The following is a 19,346-nucleotide window of genomic DNA, read 5'->3' as shown; positions in this document are numbered from 1 at the left end:
GATGATTTATTTTGTAAAAAGAAATCAAATTGATGAAGAAAAATACAATAATTGTATTGCTACTTCTTTGCAAAGTAGAGTGTACGCCTATTCTTGGTATTTAGATGTAGTTGCTGATAATTGGAGTGTTTTAGTTTTAGATAATTATGATGCGGTGATGCCTTTGCCTTTTCAGAAAAAACATCTGATTTCATATATTTCACAACCCTTTTTTACGCAGCAATTAGGTGTTTTTTCTGCGGAAGAAACTTCTAAAAACACGATCGAAGAATTTTTAAAAAAGATTCCTAGAAAGTTTTTGAAAATCACAGTACAACTGAATTCAGAAAATAAATTTTCTGAAGAAAAGAGCAGCACAAAAAAGAACTATATATTATCTTTAGATAAAGAGTATAAAACGCTTTACAAAGGTTTTTCTAAAGGAAGAAAACATGCAATTCAGCAAGGTTTAAAAGAGCAATTTGCAATCGAAGAAATTTCTTTTTCTGAAGTATTAAAATTATCTAATCAACATTATTCTTTTAAAGAAGTTACAGCAAAAGAATATGAAAAATTAACGAAATTAGTAGCGGTTTTAAAAAGTAAAAGCAAGGTGAAAATACTTGGAATAAAACTCGATAAAAAACTAATAGGCGGATCTGTTTTTGCCTCGGATTCTAAAAGAATAATTTATTTGTTTTCTGCTGTTTCTAGAGTAGGAAAAGAAAAACAGGTGGCTAGTTTGTTGTTGAATGATGTGATTAAAAAGCATTCAAATTCAGAATTGTTTTTAGATTTTGAAGGCTCTCAAATTCCTGGAATTGCAAAATTCTTTAAAAGTTTTGGAGCAAAATCAGAAACTTATTTTTTACTTAAAAAATGGTTGTTGTAAAGTTTCCAGAATAAAATTGCAGAAACAATTCCTGTACCCCACATTAAGGAAGCAGAAGTGATTGCTGCACCTTTAATTCCGTATGTAGGAATCAAATAATAATTGCTAAAAACATTGATGATTAACGCAGCAGATGTAATGTAAAAGTTTATATGTGCTTTGCCGATTGATGAGAGCAGATTACCAAACAATCCTCTAAAAATTAAGATTCCAGAAACACCAACAATTAAAATTAAAAAGGATGTTTTGAATTGTGTAAAACTTGCATCAAACAGCGTTAAAATTACATCAGCAAACAACCAGAAGAAAAGACAAAAACCACTACTTAAAAGAGTGAACAATAACATGTAGCTTTTGCTATATTTTACAATGTATTTTTTGTCGTAAATGTTTTCTGTAAACGCAACAAAATCTGCATTGATAAACGCTCTTGGCAAAAATAATAAGCTCAACGGAATTAAAGAAATATATTTGTAATTGGTTACCATTTCTGCGTCATTTAATAAAAAGCCAATTAGCAAAATATCGATGACAAACAACAATTGAGTTACCACATTAGACAAACTAGCAAAAATTCCATACTTCCAAAATGTACGATTTATGATGGTTAGTTTTTTCTTGGAAAGCAGACTTGATTTAAATTTATTTATAAAAAACAACCCCGAAAGAGTAGGCGTTAAAACTAAGGCAATTGCATAGCCTTTTTCTTTAAAGTAATAACTTAAAATCAATACAGAAAGCGTTAAAAAAGTTGTGAAAATAATTTCTGTAAATGCAAATAATTTGTTTTTGTGTTGTAATCTAAACTGAATTTTTATCAATTCAAATAAATACGTTGGGATAATTGTTATTGATAAAAAAGCGAGATAATAATTGGTGTTTTCAAATTTAAACTCAATCAAAAAACTAGCCAAAAGAAGTATAAAAATTAAGATAAACGTTACCCAAATTCCTTTAAAAAAAGTATAACGAAACAAACTATTTTTTTCTTCATCAGTTTTTAATAATGCGCCGTATCTTAATAAACTTTGATGCAATCCAAAACCGCCAATCGGAATGATAAATAGAATAATATTATAGGCAAAAAGCACAATTCCTAGTTCTTTATTCGGAATTAATTGTAGCGCAATCCAAGATGCAATAAAAGATAAAAGTCGAGAAATTATGGAGGCTGATAAAATGTAAGTACCAGCTCTAGAAACAAAATTTTGTATGTAACTTTTTAATAAACTCAAGAGTTTTTATTTAGCGTTTTAAAATATAATTTAGAAAATGCATCAGCAATAATTTCTTGGCTAAATCTGTTTTGTACAAACAAATGCATTTTTTCTGTGTTTAATTTTGTTGGATTTTTATACTGTTTTACAATTTCTGTTGTCAATGCATTTTTATCTTTTACGGGAATTATCGAAAAGAAATCTTGTGGTTTTAATTCGTTTAAAATTCCTGTATTTGTAGAAATTAGAAACGTTCCGCACGCAATTGCTTCAGGCATTACAATGCCAAAAGTTTCGTAATTGCTAAACGAAACACAAAGGTTTGCTTCTTGTAAATGTGTGGCCAACTCTTTTTGTGAAACATGATTGATAAATTCAATTTTAGCAGTTTTAAAGTTTAAATCAGTAATTAAGTTTTTGTAATTTTCTGATGTTCCGCCAATAAATTTCCAGCAGAAATTAGCTATCTCATTTTCTAAAAGTTTGGCAACTTTTAGCATGTCGGTACTATTTTTTTGAGCATCATTCAATCCTGAAACATGGATAATTGTAAATGTTTTATTTTTTTTATCAGATGGAAAGAAAAGGTTTGTGTCAACAACATTTCCGACAGGGAAATAAGTTCCTTTTAATCCTAAATGTTGCATTCCGTTTTGTAGTTCATTACTAACTGGACACACAAAAGAAGCTTTTTTTGTTATCAATTTAGAAAGCTTTTTTTGAGAAAAAGAAATGTTGTTTTTTCTTGAATTCAAATAACCGGTCCAATGTTCAGAAATGAGAAAAGGTTTTCTCTTTGTAAATTGTTGATGTAAAGCAAACAATCCAAACGGATACAGTATGTTTAAGTGAATAAGATCGAAATCACCAATTAATTTTAAAAGTTGAATGTATGTTTTGTAAAATCGAATTGCTTTTAAAATTGGGTTTTTGGTTTGTTTAACATAGCCAACATACGTAGTTAAATTGTCATCAACATTCTTGTCAATAATCGTTTTTGTAATTTTTTTACTAGTAACAATATGTAAAACAGAAACGCTGTGTTTTAAACTAACAGCTTTTGCATGTTTTTCAATAAAATCTCCATTTGTTGGAAATTCCTTTGAAGGAAACCAACTACATAAAAATAGAATATGTAATTTTTTAGTCAAAAAACAAAAACTTTAATTACAAATATAAAGACTTAAAAGAGTTTTAAGGTTTGGTTTATATTTATATTTTAGCCAAATGAAAATAAAACACATTTTTTTTGATTTAGACCATACATTATGGGACTTTGAGAAAAACTCTAATCTAACATTCGAGCAGCTTTTTAAAGCGCATGATATTCATTTAGAATTGCAAGAGTTTTTAGCGGTGTATTCACCGATAAATTTTGAATATTGGAAACAATATAGAGAAGAAAAAGTGAGTAAAGAAGTGTTAAGATATGGTAGATTGAAAGACACTTTTGATCAATTAAACTATGTTGTAAGCGATGATTTAATTCATTTATTATCTGAAGAATACATAAATGTATTGCCATCTAACAATTATTTGTTTGATGGCACAATAGAATTGTTAGACTATTTGCAACCAAAATACAAGCTACATATTATTACAAACGGATTTGATGAAGTTCAGGATTTGAAACTTGAAAAATCTGGAATTAAAAAATATTTTAATCAAATAATTACATCAGAATCGGTTGGAGTAAAGAAACCAAATCCGAAAGTATTTGAATTTGCGTTGGCTAAAGCAAATGCAAATGCAGATAATAGTGTAATGATTGGAGATAATTTAGAAGCAGATATTATGGGCGCATTAAATTGCGGGATTACAAGCATTCACTTTAATTCAGAAAACCTTAAGTTCGATGAAAAAAAATACACATCTGTTTCTCATCTTTTACAAATAAAACAATATCTTTAAACCTCATTCGTTGTTGCTACTGAACACTTAAGTAAATGAAGAATATTATAAAAACTCCTGTATTTTTAATCTTTATTTTTTTATTTTCTTCATGTATCAAACATGTAGATTTTGAACAAATAGGAGATTTAACTGCCGAACCTATTTTTAAAACTTCGTTGGTATATTTTACATTAAATCAAGTTGTTTTTTTTGATAGAATTAATTCTTTAGAAATAGTTACGCCAATAAATAAAACTTCAGATTTTTTATCTTTAAATAGCTCTTTTGTTAGAAAAAATCTAATAAAGGCAGAGATTGAGTTCGAAATTACTAATGAATTTGATCGAGATTTTACAGTAGATTTTCAGTTTTTAGATGATAATAATGTTGTAACACATACCTTACAAACGTTTAATATTACTGCTAATAATTTAAAATATTTACATAAAGAAACAATTGTTGTTTCTGGCAATCAACAATTTCTTTCTTCAACAAAAATTAGAGTTTTTGTACAGTTATCACAAAATAATAATGGAGCAGCTATTAATCCTGCTATAGAAAAAAAATTAGTATTTAAAACCGCAGGAACTTTTTTCCTTAAAATATAAATATGAATTTCAGAAAATTATTTATTGTTTTAGGGGTTTTAATTAGTTGCTTAGGTTACAGCCAAAACAAACAATTGTTGTATGGTTTTGCAGAAATGCCAAACACGTTAATGGTAAATCCTGGAGCAGAAACTAATTTTAGATTTCATGCAGGTATTCCATTTTTATCTGGATTGTTATTTAGTGTAGGTTCTTCAAAAGCAAAAATTTCAGATTTGTTTTTAACTGATAACATAGGCTTTACATCTAAATTTAGGGACTTAATTGGAAAACTAACAGAAAGAGATTTTATTGATTTTAACTCAACTGTAGAAATCTTAAACGGCGGTTATCGATTAAATGAGAAAATGTATTTAAGTTTTGGTTTGTATCAAGAAATGGATTTTATTGGGTATTTCCCAAACGATTTAGCAAATCTTGCATACTATGGAAATGGATTAAATATAAATAAAACGGTTCATTTATCTCAATTAAGATTTAGAGGTGATATTTTAGGTGTTATTCATGCAGGTTTATCCTATAAAGTAAATAAAAGATTAAATATTGGAGGAAGATTTAAAATTTATTCTGGAAGTGTACATGTTTCATCACAAAATAATACCGGAACATTTACTACTGTAGAAGGTGTTGACAATATTTATAGACATTATTTTAGTAACATAAATATTAATTTTAATTCATCTGGAATGTTAGATGAAAATAATAAAATTAGTATTGGTTTAAAAGATGCAATTGGAAATACTTTTTTAAGTAAAAATATTGGTGTTGGTATCGATGTTGGTTTTACATATCATTATACACCACAAATAGAATTTACTGGAAGTATTTTGGATATTGGTTTTATTAGTTATTCAAAAAATGTAAAAAATTTATCACTTGTTGGTAGTCACCAGTTTAATGGTGTTAAAGTGCTTTTTGATGAAGCTAATAAAGATTATTGGTCGGTAATTAACAAAGATTATTTGGCGGAAATAGATAGCGAGTTTAGAAAGAATATACCAGGAACATCCAATTCGAATTCTTTTATTTCTTGGAGACCAATAAAATTTAATGGAGCGGTTAGATATAGTTATGGAAGAGCAAGATCTAACAAAGAATGTTACGATGAAACGTATAAAGAATATTATAACAATTCAGTTGGTTTACAATTGTATGCAATTACAAGACCATTAAGTACACAAATTGCAGCAACACTATTTTTTGAAAAAAGTATTGGTGAAAAAATTAATGCTAAATTTACATATACTGCGGATGATTATTCGTTTACAAATGTTGGAGTAGGAGTTTCTACACAAATAGGTAAATTTCATATGTATGGCTTGTTAAATAATGTATTAAAATTATCAGATTTAGCTAATGCTAAAAGCGCCTCTTTACAGTTTGGGTTTAATTTAATTTTTGATTAAGATGAAGAAAATATTTTTTTTAGGATTTTTTATAACCAGTTTTTCCTTTTTTGGACAACAAAAGTTAAACAATTATAAATATGTTGTGGTTGCAAACAAATTTGATTTTTTTAAAAAAGCAGATCAATACGAGACAAGCTCTTTAACCAAATTTTTGTTTAATAAATATGGATATACTGCTTTTTTAAGTACAGAGACGTTTCCAGAAGATTTAAAAGTCAATAAATGTTCATCGTTATTTGCTTCTATTAATGATGCTTCTAGCATGTTTACAATTAAAGTCAATTTGGTTTTAAAAGACTGTATAGGTAAAATAATTTACACAAGTTCTTTAGGAAAAACAAAAGAAAAAGATTTTAAAAAAGGGTTTCATAAAGCAATACGTAATGCGTTTAAAGATCCAATAATTAGAAATTATTCCTATAAACCAGAGGTTGTAATTACTAATAATGTTGTTAAAGTTATAGAAACTCCTAAAGTAGAAAAAGCAGCTATTGTTAAAACGGTTGTTGCTAATACAACAAGTGCTGATAAAGTTACAAACTCCAAAAATACAATAGAAAATGTTTTGTATGCGCAAGCTATTATTAACGGATTTCAACTAGTAGATACAGTCCCTAAAGTGATTTTTAAAGTTTTAAAAACGCAGCAAGAAACTGTTTTTATTATTGAAAATAAAAACGGAATTTTATACAAAAAGAATTCTATATGGATTGCAGAATTTTATGAAAACGGAAAGCGAATTCAGAAAGAATATCAAATCAAGTTTTAATATTTATACTTGTCTTTCCATCTATTTTTTAAAACTTCCCTAAAAGCATTTTCTCTTGGATTATTTCCTGGTTCGTACAGTTTTGTACTACTGATTTCTTTAGGTAAAAACTCTTGATTAGCAAAGTTGTTCTCAAAATTATGAGCATATTTATAATTTTTGCCATAATCTAAATCTTTCATCAATTTTGTTGGCGCATTTCTTAAAGGTAAAGGCACAGATAAATCACCCGTTTTTCGAACCAATTCTTGTGCGTTTCCAATGGCCTCATAAGAAGCATTACTTTTTGCAGAATTTGCTAAATAAATGGCACATTGACTTAAAGTGATTCTCGATTCTGGATGTCCAATTACAGAAACAGCCTGAAACGTATTATTCGCTAAAATTAAAGCTGTCGGATTGGCATTGCCAATATCTTCTGAAGCTAAAATAAGTAATCTTCTAGCAATAAACTTCACATCTTCGCCACCTTCAATCATTCTTGCTAACCAGTAGATCGCTGCATTTGGATCACTTCCTCGAATCGATTTTATAAATGCAGAAATGATGTCGTAATGTTGTTCGCCCGTTTTATCGTAATGAACAGTATTTTTTTGAACTTTTTCTAAAACAAATGTATCTGTAATTTTCACAGGATCTTCAGATGAATTGACGAGTAATTCGAAGACATTTAAAAGTTTCCGAGCATCGCCGCCCGAAACACGAATTAAAGCGTCCGTTTCTAGTAGTTCTATTTTTCGCTTAGAAATAAATTCATCTTTTTTCATCGCCCGATCTAGTAAAGCAATTAAATCTTCTTTATCAAACGAATTTAAAATATACACCTGACAACGAGAAAGTAGGGCAGGAATCACTTCAAAACTTGGGTTCTCTGTAGTTGCACCAATTAAGGTTACCCAACCTTTTTCTACAGCCCCCAACAACGAATCTTGTTGAGATTTGCTAAAACGATGGATTTCATCAATAAATAAAATAGGATTTTTACTGGTAAATAAACCGCCACTATTTTTTGCTTTTTCAATAATTTCTCTAACATCTTTAACACCAGAACTAATGGCGCTTAATGTGTAAAAAGGTCTGTCAGATTCTTGAGCAATAATATTTGCAAGCGTAGTTTTTCCAATTCCTGGAGGTCCCCATAAAATTAAAGAAGGAATAATTCCTTGTTTGATGTGATTTGTAAGAATACCGTTTTTGCCGACCAAATGTTGTTGACTAATATAATCGTCTAAATTTTTTGGTCTTATACGTTCTGCTAATGGCTCATTCATAAGGTAAAAATAAGAAAGTTTTATGACAGATTTTCAGTAAATTTTAAATGGCTGAATTTTTGCTAATTTTATAGGGATGAAAACAAGCAATCAATTTAAATTTACAAAAGAAGTACTTGTGGTTCCTTCTCTTTTTATTTTTGTAATCTGGTTTGTTTATTGGATCGAAATACAGTTTTCATTCAATTTTACAAAAGCAGGTATTTTACCAAGAAGTTTAGGCGGCTTAAAGGGGGTTTTTCTTTCTCCTTTTATCCATAGCGACACAAACCATCTTTTTAACAATTCAATTCCTTTATTCGTCTTATTATCGTTTTTAATCTACTTTTATAAATCTGTTTATGTAAAAGTAGTATTGTTTGGTGGGTTTTTATCAGGTTTACTAACTTGGGTTATTGCTAGAGAAGCATATCATATTGGTGCAAGTGGAATTGTATATTTACTTTTTAGTTTTATTTTTTTCTCAGGAATTATAAAAAAGCAATTTCAATTAGTGGCAGTTTCTTTAATTGTCATCTTTTTGTATGGAAGTATGGTTTGGTACGTTTTTCCAATTAAAGATGGCGTTTCTTGGGAAGGGCATTTATCAGGGTTTTTAGTAGGGTTTGTTTTTGCTTTTGTGTTTAAACAAAAAGGAATTGTTAAAGAACAATACAAGTTTAAAGTAACAGAATTCGATTTGCTTTTTGATGATGATGGTAATTTTAATCCACCAAAACAAGAAATAGAAGAGGAGCCGAATCAAGAAGGTATTTAGAAAGTGATTTTTAATTTTAAATTAGCCGCTAACTACTAATCCTTAACTACTAGTCACCATTCGCTGTCTCACCGTTTCATATAAAAAAGCACCACAAGCAACAGAAACATTTAAAGATGCTATGTCTCCTAAAAGAGGAAGTTTAGCTTTATAATCTACCATTTTTAAAATAGAAGGGTTTACACCCCTGTGTTCAGAACCCATAATAATTGCAATGGGTTGATTAAAATTAATGTCAAAAATAGAAGCATCTGTTTTCTCGGTAGCCGCAATTGTTTTAATATCTGATGCCTGTAAAATAAACAACGCATCTTTAATATGATCTACTTTACAAATTGGCACTTTAAACGCTGCGCCGGCAGAAGTTTTTATGGTTTCAGCATTTACTGGAGCACTTCCATCTTTTTGGATGATAATTCCGTTAACACCTGTACATTCTGCAGTTCTAATAATCGCTCCGAAATTCCGGACATCAGAGAGTTGATCTAATAATAAAAATAAAGGCGTTTTATTCTTTTCTAATGTCGTTTCAATCAATTGTTCTAAGTCATAAAAATCAATGGGAGATATTTGTGCAACAGCTCCTTGATGATTGTTATATTTTGATAAACGATCTAGTTTTTCTACAGGAACATTGCTTGTAGAGATACCATTTGCTTTTATCAAGCCATTTAATTCAGAAAATAAACTTCCTTTTAATTCTTTTTGTAAATAGACTTTACTAATGGTGTTGCCACTATTAATAGCTTCTATAATAGCTCTAGTTCCAAAAATTATTTCTGTTTTTATTTCCATACTGCAAATGTAATTATAAATAAAAAAACCACCTCTATTGAGGTGGTTTTAATATTATATAATAAATATAATTTCAAAATGTTATTTATTACCTGCAGTTATCATAGGATTATCTGTAAGTTCTCTTTGAGGTATCGCGAAAGTTAATCTTGGATCATCATAAGAAAAAGTTTGACCAGCTTTGTTTAGGTGATTAGCACCTCTGGTATTACTTAGTTTTCTTCTTTTCATCAATAAATAACTTTTCCCTTCACCAATAAACTCAATTTTAGTTTGAAAAACAATTTCGTCTATTAAAGCTTGACCAGATAATAAATCTACATAAGCATAATCTAAAGCATTATCAAATCGATTAGCCAACACTTGTTTTAGTCTAGTCTTAGCGGCAGCATCGTTACCTTCAACAGCATTCATTTCTGCAGACAATAAGTACATTTCTGTAACTCTCATGTAAACATAATCATCTGTCATTGGGTTTTGTCCAAATCGTTGTAAATTTCCATTATAAAATTTTCTCGCTGGGATTAAAGGAAAAGCTCCTGGAATAAAACCAGTAGAAGTTGGTTGACCAAATTGATCTTTTCTTATATCGTTAGCATTAATATTGTCATAAAGACCTTGATCAATTCCTCTGTAATTACCAACAGCTTGGTAAGAATAGCTGTAGTAATCCATAAATCCCCACCATGAAACTAAACCTAAATCATTAGCTGTTGTAAGATCAAATCCCCACATCCATCCTGGAGTACTTAGTTGATTAAAACCACCAGTAACTTCATTCTTATTCATCATTGTAAATTCACCAGATGTGATAACTTCCTCAGCTAAATTCATTGCTAATAGATTTTTATCGCTTTGACCCATTGATGCATATACATATGCAAGAAATCCTTTAGCAACATTTTTGTTTATTGATGCTTTATTAGGTCTATTATAGTTATCCATAAAACTGATTGCAGATGTAAGATCTTTTATTATTTGATCATATATTACACTCATTTTTGATTTTGCCTTACCTCCTTCACCAGGGAGGATATATAGTGGTAAAACTTCTTTTGTTGGATCATATTTAATCGCATAATACTGACTTAAATAAAAATAGGCAAATGCTCTTATCGTTTTTGCTTGACCTAATACACCCTTTACTGCATCAGAAGCAGGCACTGCATCATTACCACCATTACTTTGTATAATTAAGTTAGCACTATTTATTATTCTGTAGTAAAATCTCCATGCAGTATAATTTGGAATGTTAATGGATTGATCATCTGTCCATACAAGATTTGCTAAGCCTACAAATCTATTGTATCTCGCACCAATCTGAGCTAAATCACTAGAAAGTAAATCACTCATCAAGTCAAAAGACTTATGACCAAAATCCTCTTGACTACCTGTACCACCAATATATGCTGTCACCATTTGGTTGTATATTCCTCTTAAATTTCCTTCAACAATGCTAGGATTAATCAAAGCAGTTGCCCCTAAATCTTCATTAGAGATGAAACCTGTAGGTCTTTTTTCTAAATATTCTTTACTACAAGAAATAAGAATAATACTTGCAATAACAATACTTAATATATAATTTATTTTTTTCATAATTAAAAGTTTTAAAATTTAACTCGAACACCTAATGTGTAATTAGATATTGGATTATATGTATATCTGCCAGACTGACCTGTTACTGAAGTAGTAGGATTATACCCATCTCTAGCACTCAATAAAAATAAGTTATCTCCAGACAACCATATATTAACAGAAGAAAGTCCAGTTTTTGCTAATGCTTTTGAAGGTATATCATACCCTAATCTAATATTGTTTAAAGATAAGTAGTCGGTACTTGTTATAAATCTTGTAGAACCTGCATTAACTCTAACATTTTCGTTTGAGTAAAGTCTAGGTACATTCGTTATATCTCCAGGTTTCATCCATCTATTTCTCATATCTACATTATAGCTTGAAGACCCAACTTTACCATTTGACATAAGTACTGCATAGTTATTGTCATAACCATAACCTCCTAAACTATACCCAAATTGAGTATTCAAAGTAAAACTTTTGTAGGTAGTACTAAGTCTGAAAGCACCTCTAACAGTAGGAATAAGAGATTTACCATTATATTTTCTAGTTGCGTCAGCATAAGTAGATGTAATACGTTCTTTAATAACTGAATTTGGATTTGCTGCTGTATAAAGCAATAAATCTAAAATACCTTCTCCAGCATTATATATACCATCATTATTAGCATCAGCCCAGTTTTCTATCCATTGTCCGTCACCATTAGCTGGGTTAACTCCAGCCCATTGTCTAAGATAAAAATCATAAATACTATGACCCTTTGATTGAGCATAGTCACCGTCAATATTTATAACCTTTGGTTTACCAGTTGAGTTTTCAATTGGCATTTGAGTTATTTCGTTATTAAACATTTCACCATTTACTGTTAGGGATAATTTAAAGTCATCATTTCTTACAATATTACCAGTCACATCAAATTCAAAACCTTTGTTTACTAATTCACCATCGTTGGTCAAAATAATAGCATCACCAGTAGAAGGAGGCAATCTCTTGTTTACATATAGATTAGAAGTGGTTTTCATATAGAAATCTAAATTTGCTTCAATTGCACCATTAAATAACTCAAGCTCTACACCTGTTTGAAATTGATTACTTGACTCCCACGTAATATTAGGATCAACAACTGCTCTTGGAACTAAAGAAGGTTTTCCAAGAAGGTTTTGGATATCAAATCCAAGTTGACCAGCAAAAGCAGCATTTCCTTGATCACCAAGAACACCATAACTAGCTTTAAGCTTTAAGAAATCAATAAAATCTAATGAATCTAAGAAATCTTCTTCACTAAGAACCCAACCAGCACCTACTGACCAAAATGTTCCCCATTTATTTTTAAAAAATCTTGAAGAACCATCTCTACGTAACGTACCTGTTAGGTAGTATTTACTTGCGTAACTATAGTTAGCTTGTGTAAAATAACTTTCTAATGAAGTATCTGTTTTTGAACCAGATGAAACCCCATTTTGGTCCAAATAATTATCTGGAACTCCTACTGCATTTGGGTTTAAGTTAACAATACCCTTTTTATTAAGATCAAAATATTCATTTGTATCTTCAAAAGATTCGTGAGCTAATAGCACATCAAAGTTGTGATCCTCACCAAACTTAGTTTTATATCTAAAAATTTGGTTAAAATTTTGTGATAAATAAGTTGAGTTAGACTTATAAAGAGTACCCCCTAATGCAACACCTGCGCTTCCTTGAATCGAGTTTCTAACCCGATCTAAATTGCTACTGTAAAGATTAACCCCATATGTAGTTTCAAAAGTTAACCCTTCAAGAATGTCAACTACAAAATTAACATTTGCATTAACAGAATGTCTTTTACTACGATTTACGTTGTATATAGATTCACCAACACCATTATAGGTAGCAGAAAAATCTCTTGCATTACCAGCTGAGTTATCACCAAAATCATAAAATGGCTTATTTGTATTTGGGTTAAGTACTATACTACCATTAGTATCTCTAAGATATAGAGGGTAAATAGTTGGAGTGTAGTCTAACATATATGTTACATTACCACCACCATAACCAGTAGCATCATTATTCTCACTGTAAGAATAATCTAAATTTGTATTAATTTTAACTCTATCTGTAGGTTTTGTTGTTACATTTAACCTTGTAGAATATCTATCATATTGTGATTTTTGAATATACCCCTCATCCGTTAAGTATCCCAAAGAGAAATAGTGTCTCGTTTTGTCATCACCACCAGATGTTTTAAAATTCATCTCTTTTCTAATACCAGTTACATATCCTGCATCCGCCCAATTTGTTGGAGTATACTTTCTTGTTACATTACTTTTTACAAGACCAGTGTTTGGATCAATAAGTCCATTACCGTCAGCTACATTCCACATATTGTATAAAGGAGCAACACCTCTACCAGAGAAAAGGTTATCTAAAGCGTATTGAGAAGGATTTGCTTGCCCATTTAATTCAGCAGCATTCTTAAGTCCATCGTATACTAAACTCATGTATTCTTCTTCGTTATCTATAAGGTTATAACGAGGTAATGTTCGTTTGTTAATTGATGTTTGAAAATCAAATTCAATAATATTTCTACCAACTTTACCTTTTTTTGTAGTTAACACAACTACACCATTAGCTCCTCTTGCACCATAAATAGCTGTAGCAGAGGCATCTTTTAAGATAGTTGTTGATGCTATATCATTTGGATTAATGGAGTTTATATCTCCAGTAAAAGGAACTCCATCAACTACATATAATGGTGAACTGTTACCTTGAATCGAGCTAAACCCTCTAATTCGTATAGTAGCACCTGATCCTGGTCTACCATTAGTTCTATTAACAGAAACTCCTGCAGCTTCACCAGATAAGGCTTGTGCTATGTTGGAAACAGATTTTGCATCGATGTTTTCCGTAGAAACTACACTCGCAGTACCAGTAAATGATTTTTTTGTAGTTGTACCATAACCTACGACTACGACTTCATCTAGCACATTTGCATCTTCTTTTATAGTAACATTAATAGTACTAGAAGAACCAATAGTTTTTTCAACAGTTTTGTATCCTAAGTAGCTAAAACGAAGAACATCTCCTGTCTTAGCTTTAATAGAGTACTTACCATCAAAATCAGTTTCAGTACCGGTTTTTGTTCCTTTGATAAGAACGCTAACCCCTGGTAATATTCCTGATTTGTCAGAAACTGTCCCAGAAATAGTTTTTTCCTGTGCAAAAGAAACTTGCACCACCAACGCTAATAACAGCGTTAAAATTCCATTAAACTTTGTTTTCATTGTATAATTATTTGAATTAATTGTCACAAAAATCTTAATTTTTTCTTAATAAACCGAATTTTTTAACATTTATTTTATGATTTTCTAAGTATTAATGAGAAAATATATATAATTAGTAATTTTATGAATTAGATTATTAATATAAAAAAAGCTGTAAAGAGATTTCTCTTTACAGCTTTTAACTTTTATGAGTTAAATTATATTTCTATAATTTAGTTTTTATCCCACCATAATTTAGTGTGTAAATTATCAGGTCCTTGAGATGCAACAACAGCAGCATAATTAGTTGGGTTGTTATCGGCAACTGAAGAACTGTAAGCATGTCTTACAGGAATTCTTTGGTCATTTGCATAAATAGAAGGAGTTAATGCTGGTGCATCTAATCTTCTCCATTCAGCCCAAGCTTCAGGGCCGTTTAAGTATAAAGCCATATACTTTTCATAAGCAATATCAGCCATAGTAGCACTTGTGTTTACACTCGTATATGCATTCATATCAAGAGCAGAAACACCCCAATCCATCATAGAAGCTTCTATACCAGATTTAAAGTGAGATGCAGCTGTTCCTCCACCAATATTCCAAGTTGGGAATCTAACAGCAACCTCAGCTAATGAAAATTCAACTTGAGCATAAGTATAAATAGCAACTTTGTATGTTTTATCACCAATTACAGTATTTGTGATAAAAGCAAAATCTTTAGTATTACCATTTACTTTACCATTTGGTGCTCCAGCATACTCATCAAAATTATTAGCTAGAACAGCTCCATTAGCCGCTGGTTTTGTGTATTTGAATTTTCTAGGATCAGCTTTAGCATTTAAAAAGCCCATCATTGTTTCAGACATCACATAATCTTCACGACTAAAAAATCTATCTTCCCAAGGATTATCACTAGTTTCATCAGAACCATAAGTAAATCTTATGTTTTCAGCATTACTAGAGATTAATTTTCCAGAGGCAACAGCTTCTTCAAAATTCTTTTTTGCCATTACTGCATCAGCATCTGAAATTCTTAAAGCCATGATCATTTTTAATGTGTTACCAAAAGTAGCCCATTTTGCCATGTCTCCTTGAAAAATGAGATCTCCTGCAGGTCCAGCATTAGCATTCATTCTACCTAGAGCATCATTTATTTCTGCAAACATATATGTGTATAATGATTTCTGACTGTCAAATTTAGGTTGTGTACCTTGAATACCTTTAAAGGCCTCAGTCCAGGGTAAATCACCCCAAGTATCTGTCATATAATGTAAGAAATATGCTCTTAATAATTTGGCAACTGCTATTTGGTTATCATTGTTACCAAAAGAAGCAGCAGCGGGTGCTGTTTTTGCATCTAAATTTACTTCAATAATTTTGTTTAAATTTTGAACAGGTCCTGTGTACCATCCATTATAACTAAAAGTTAAAGTTGTATATCTAGAAGGGCCAGGGTACTGACCTTCTGTAATTTGCTGTACATAATTTATACCATCAACATTTGTAATAACTGCTGACACAGAAACTTGAGCTGATGACAACAATTGAGATGTAATGGCAGCTGTAGGTCCATTAGGATTATCATTTACATTTCCAAAATCAACAGTATTACATGAACTGATGACAGTAGCGGCAAACATAAAGACAGCTATTTTTTTAATTGTTTTTTTCATTTTATTTATCTTTTAAAATGTTAATTTTAAGTTCAATCCTATAGATCTTGTACTTGGTAGTGTACCTGCTTCCGCCCAGTTGATTCCAGATCTTTTTTCAATTTCTGAAGGATCAATCCAAGGAAGGTCAGAGTATATTAACCATACATTATTTGCAAAAGCTCCAATTGAAGCAGATTTAATATTAAATTTAGTTACAAAATCTTTGTCTAAAGAATAGTTAAATCTAATAGTTCTTAATTTTGCATACGTAGCATCATGTAAGTTGTTTTCATAAACATTACCAATGTTACCAAGACCATAAATATCTTGAGCTTCTACGTAGGTATCAACTGCTGTTCCGTCTGTAGTAGGATTTCCACTTGCGTCTGTACCAGTTTGTAGTACACCAACAATGTGTACACCACCACCAGAAGCTATAGGGTCTCTTTTAGGGTTTCCTTTATCATTTAACCCTGCTGTATAATCAGCTAAACCAGAGTGAACCATATATCTTTCTGTTCTAGAGTAATATTTACCTCCTTTTTGAAAGTCAAATCCTAAGCTTAAGCTCATGTTTTTATATTCAAAGTTCGTTGTAATACCTCCTGTGAAATCTGGCAATAACGAACCTAAAAATTTGTTAGGTTGTAAAGAATATGAATACCTTCCACTTCCTCTACTTCTAAACATAATTTCATTGTTAGCTCCACGTCCAAATCCGGTTCCGTAGAATAAGCCCCACTCTTGGCCAACTCTTTCTTGTAATTTCATTCTAGATGTATAAGTACTAAGATCTCTCGATTCAACACCATCATAAATAAAATCTACTTTTTTAGATAAAGTAGCAAAGTTGAAACTTAAGCCAAAAGTAAAATCTTCTGTTCTTATTACATCACCTGATAAACCTAATTCTATACCAGAAGAAGATGTTTTTCCTGCATTTACAGTAGTGTTAGTGTATCCAGTAGCTCCATCTAAAGGAACATTTACTGGGATACCTTCATCTTTTCTGTTAAAATAAGTTAAATCTAATGATAGTTTATTGTTGAAGAAATACATTTCAGTACCTAATTCTAATTCTTTTCTAACACCACCTTCTAATATAGGGTTTGCTTGAGTATTAGAAACAGATAATCTTCCATTTCCATTATAAAGACTTCCTACATTGTATACACTTGATATTTGGTAAGCATTAGGAAAAAATGGAGAAGTAGAATACCCAGCTCTAAGTTTAACAAAGTTTAAAATATCATTTTTAGGTAATACTTTGTGTGCTAAAAAACTAGCAGATACTCCATAAGTATCAACTCTGTTTTTAGTTGGGTTTGCTGTTGATTTCCAGTCCAATCTATATGATCCATCTAAATATACCATGTTTTCATATCCTATAGAAGCTTTTGAAAAGACACTTCTTGACTCTGATTGAATAATACTTGTTCTTGCTGAAACAGCGTCTTTTGAGCCTGCTAAATTATAGAAAAGAGGAATTGTTAACCCTCCTACAGTGTTAGCGCTTAGTCTTTTATAGTCATTTTGAGTTATCTCTGTACCCGCAATTACATCTACATCTAACTTGTCATTCATAAACTTTTTGTTGTAGTTTGCCATTGCAAAAAATTCCTTTTGCGAAGCTCTTGACATAGATTCTGAGTAGAAAGATTGATCTAATAAACTTTTAGTTGTACCTCTATCATCATCTGCATATGAGTTAAAAGTTCTTCTAACTTCTGCAGTTATTTTAATGTTGTCATTAAGCGTATAGTTTGCTCCAATTTTCCCATAAACTGCATTTTTGTAGTTATGTCTTAAGTTTTCATAAGAATGAAAGTATGGCATATCCCAATATAAAGGTTTTGTGTTACGAGGACCATTGATGTTCCAAGATACAATTTGACCTGCTTGCTCATAATTTCTCAATCTCTTAAAATCTAATTGTCTTTGCCACCACTGATTAAAGTTAGATCCTAAATTACCATATCCTTGTTCAGGATTATTTAAGAAAGATCTGTTCTCGTAGTTAATATTAGCATAAAACTCCAATTTGTCAGAAACATTGTATTTTGCATTTAATGCAATTCTTGTTTGCTCTTTTTTAGAGTTTGGCACAACACCGTTTTGTTTGATGTATGAAACAGAAGTTCTGACAGAGTAATTGTCTTCTGCTTTGTTAAACGCTACTGTAGCATTTTGAGTTAAAGAAATGTCGTAGAATGAATCAGTGCTATTCTTACTAGGAGACCATGCTCTTAGTTCTCCAAAAGTAGGAGCTCCTTGAATCCATGAATCCCAGTGACGAACCAAAGTTCCATCTAATTTAGGACCCCAAGATTCATCTGCATAATACTGAGGTATTTTTTGGCCATTAAATGCTGCCCAAGAAGCAGGGTCTTTTGATGGATCAAAAGCAAATGTTGGAAATGTTTGACTGTAACCACCACCATATTCATTTTGATATTTAGCTAAATTAGTTACTGAGTTTACAGTTGTAGCATAATCTACATCTATAGTTGCTGCACCTTTTGTTGCTTGTTTTGTTGTAATAACAATAACTCCGTTTCTACCATCAGGACCGTAAATAGCTGTTGCAGACCCACCTTTAAGAACAGAAATGTCAGCAACGTTATCTGTGTTAATGTCTGAAGAAGCATATACTTTTACACCATCAACCACATACAGAACGTTAGACTCACCTCTTAATTTAACTTGAGAAGATCCAAAAGTAGAACTATTGTTCCCAACAATTTGAACCCCAGAAATTTTACCAGCTAGGGCATTAGAAATGTCAGTTTCTTTAGCTTTAACTAAAGCCTCACCCTCTACGGATTGTTGAGAGAAACCTAAAGCTTTTTTATCTCTCTTAATACCTAGACCAGTAACTACTACTTCGTCTAATACATTTGCGTCTTCTACCATAGTTACATTAATAGTACTAGAAGAACCAATAGTTTTCTCAACAGTTTTGTACCCTAAATATCTAAAACTAAGAACATCGCCTGTCTTAGTTTTAATAGAATACTTACCATCAAAATCAGTTTCAGTACCAGTAGTTGTTCCCTTAATAAGGACACTAACCCCTGGTAAAGCTCCTGAATTGTCAGAAACTGTACCCGAAACAGTTTTTTCTTGTGCAAAAGAAATTTGCACCACCAACGCTAGCAATAGCGTTAAAATTCCATTAAACTTTGTTTTCATTGTATAATTATTTGAATTAATTAGAGCCAAAAGTCATAAATAAAAGTTAATTGTGCAACTAAAATGCTAAAAAATGTTAATATAACATGAAACTT

The 19,346-nt window shown here is 30.8% G+C and carries 14 protein-coding genes; 6 read left to right on the top strand and 8 right to left on the bottom strand.

Going from position 1 to position 19,346, the window contains the following annotated elements; translation table 11 throughout:
* Window position 1: 1 nt before the first annotated feature.
* Entirely contained in the window at window positions 2-871 is an 870-nt protein-coding gene (locus KCTC32516_RS01235) for a hypothetical protein (protein ID WP_301401508.1), read from the top strand.
* Here KCTC32516_RS01235 and KCTC32516_RS01230 read toward each other — a convergent pair.
* Both KCTC32516_RS01230 and KCTC32516_RS01225 read right to left on the bottom strand, forming a co-directional pair.
* Window positions 841-2,106 (bottom strand): MATE family efflux transporter, encoded by a 1,266-nt coding sequence (locus KCTC32516_RS01230; RefSeq protein ID WP_301401506.1) that lies wholly within the window; start codon window positions 2,104-2,106, stop codon window positions 841-843. The genes KCTC32516_RS01235 and KCTC32516_RS01230 overlap by 31 nt on opposite strands.
* The gene (locus KCTC32516_RS01225; RefSeq protein ID WP_301401505.1) at window positions 2,103-3,239 is read right to left on the bottom strand and encodes a glycosyltransferase family 4 protein; all 1,137 of its coding nucleotides are present in this window, start codon (window positions 3,237-3,239) and stop codon (window positions 2,103-2,105) included. The genes KCTC32516_RS01230 and KCTC32516_RS01225 overlap by 4 nt, the downstream gene beginning before the upstream one ends.
* A gap of 76 nt (window positions 3,240-3,315) precedes the next feature.
* On the opposite strand from KCTC32516_RS01225, the gene KCTC32516_RS01220 reads away from it, so the two are divergent.
* Genes KCTC32516_RS01220 through KCTC32516_RS01205 form a run of 4 tightly spaced genes read left to right on the top strand, consistent with a single transcriptional unit; the run spans window position 3,316 to window position 6,767 of the window.
* Window positions 3,316-3,999, top strand: a complete 684-nt coding sequence (locus KCTC32516_RS01220; RefSeq protein ID WP_301401503.1) for a YjjG family noncanonical pyrimidine nucleotidase — start codon at window positions 3,316-3,318, stop codon at window positions 3,997-3,999.
* Window positions 4,000-4,034: 35 nt separating this feature from the next.
* Entirely contained in the window at window positions 4,035-4,589 is a 555-nt protein-coding gene (locus tag KCTC32516_RS01215) for a hypothetical protein (RefSeq protein WP_301401501.1), read from the top strand.
* Window positions 4,590-4,591: 2 nt separating this feature from the next.
* On the top strand, window positions 4,592-5,995 hold the full coding sequence (locus KCTC32516_RS01210; protein WP_301401499.1) for a DUF5723 family protein: 1,404 nt from the start codon (window positions 4,592-4,594) through the stop codon (window positions 5,993-5,995).
* A 1-nt stretch (window position 5,996) separates the two neighbouring features.
* On the top strand, window positions 5,997-6,767 hold the full coding sequence (locus KCTC32516_RS01205) for a hypothetical protein (protein ID WP_301401498.1): 771 nt from the start codon (window positions 5,997-5,999) through the stop codon (window positions 6,765-6,767).
* Here the strand turns inward: KCTC32516_RS01205 and KCTC32516_RS01200 are convergent.
* Window positions 6,764-8,038 carry a replication-associated recombination protein A gene (locus KCTC32516_RS01200; RefSeq protein ID WP_301401496.1) on the bottom strand — a complete coding sequence of 425 codons (1,275 nt, stop codon included), beginning with the start codon at window positions 8,036-8,038 and terminating at the stop codon, window positions 6,764-6,766. The genes KCTC32516_RS01205 and KCTC32516_RS01200 overlap by 4 nt on opposite strands.
* A 76-nt stretch (window positions 8,039-8,114) precedes the next feature.
* Between KCTC32516_RS01200 and KCTC32516_RS01195 the strand changes: the two genes are divergently transcribed.
* Window positions 8,115-8,795, top strand: a complete 681-nt coding sequence (locus KCTC32516_RS01195; RefSeq protein ID WP_301401494.1) for a rhomboid family intramembrane serine protease — start codon at window positions 8,115-8,117, stop codon at window positions 8,793-8,795.
* A 42-nt stretch (window positions 8,796-8,837) separates the two neighbouring features.
* On the opposite strand, the gene rlmB is transcribed toward KCTC32516_RS01195, so the two are convergent.
* The 5 genes from rlmB to KCTC32516_RS01170 all read right to left on the bottom strand — a co-directional run bounded on the left by rlmB (window position 8,838) and on the right by KCTC32516_RS01170 (window position 19,251).
* Window positions 8,838-9,590: a 23S rRNA (guanosine(2251)-2'-O)-methyltransferase RlmB gene (gene rlmB, locus KCTC32516_RS01190; protein ID WP_301401492.1), complete on the bottom strand. Its 753-nt coding sequence runs from the start codon at window positions 9,588-9,590 to the stop codon at window positions 8,838-8,840.
* An 81-nt stretch (window positions 9,591-9,671) separates the two neighbouring features.
* Complete coding sequence (locus tag KCTC32516_RS01185) at window positions 9,672-11,186, bottom strand: RagB/SusD family nutrient uptake outer membrane protein (protein ID WP_301401491.1); 1,515 nt, start codon at window positions 11,184-11,186, stop codon at window positions 9,672-9,674.
* An 11-nt stretch (window positions 11,187-11,197) separates the two neighbouring features.
* Complete coding sequence (locus KCTC32516_RS01180) at window positions 11,198-14,425, bottom strand: SusC/RagA family TonB-linked outer membrane protein (protein WP_301401489.1); 3,228 nt, start codon at window positions 14,423-14,425, stop codon at window positions 11,198-11,200.
* A gap of 212 nt (window positions 14,426-14,637) precedes the next feature.
* Window positions 14,638-16,077 carry a SusD/RagB family nutrient-binding outer membrane lipoprotein gene (locus KCTC32516_RS01175; protein WP_301401487.1) on the bottom strand — a complete coding sequence of 480 codons (1,440 nt, stop codon included), beginning with the start codon at window positions 16,075-16,077 and terminating at the stop codon, window positions 14,638-14,640.
* A 12-nt stretch (window positions 16,078-16,089) separates the two neighbouring features.
* A complete protein-coding gene (locus tag KCTC32516_RS01170) occupies window positions 16,090-19,251 on the bottom strand; it encodes a SusC/RagA family TonB-linked outer membrane protein (RefSeq protein ID WP_301401485.1) in 3,162 nt (1,053 codons plus the stop codon).
* Between the last annotated feature and the right edge of the window lie 95 nt (window positions 19,252-19,346).

The sequence above is a fragment of the Polaribacter huanghezhanensis genome (assembly GCF_030444335.1).
GTDB lineage: Bacteria > Bacteroidota > Bacteroidia > Flavobacteriales > Flavobacteriaceae > Polaribacter > Polaribacter huanghezhanensis.
The sequence above is the reverse complement of the archived record's forward strand: the minus strand, read 5'-3'. Positions and strand labels throughout refer to the sequence as shown.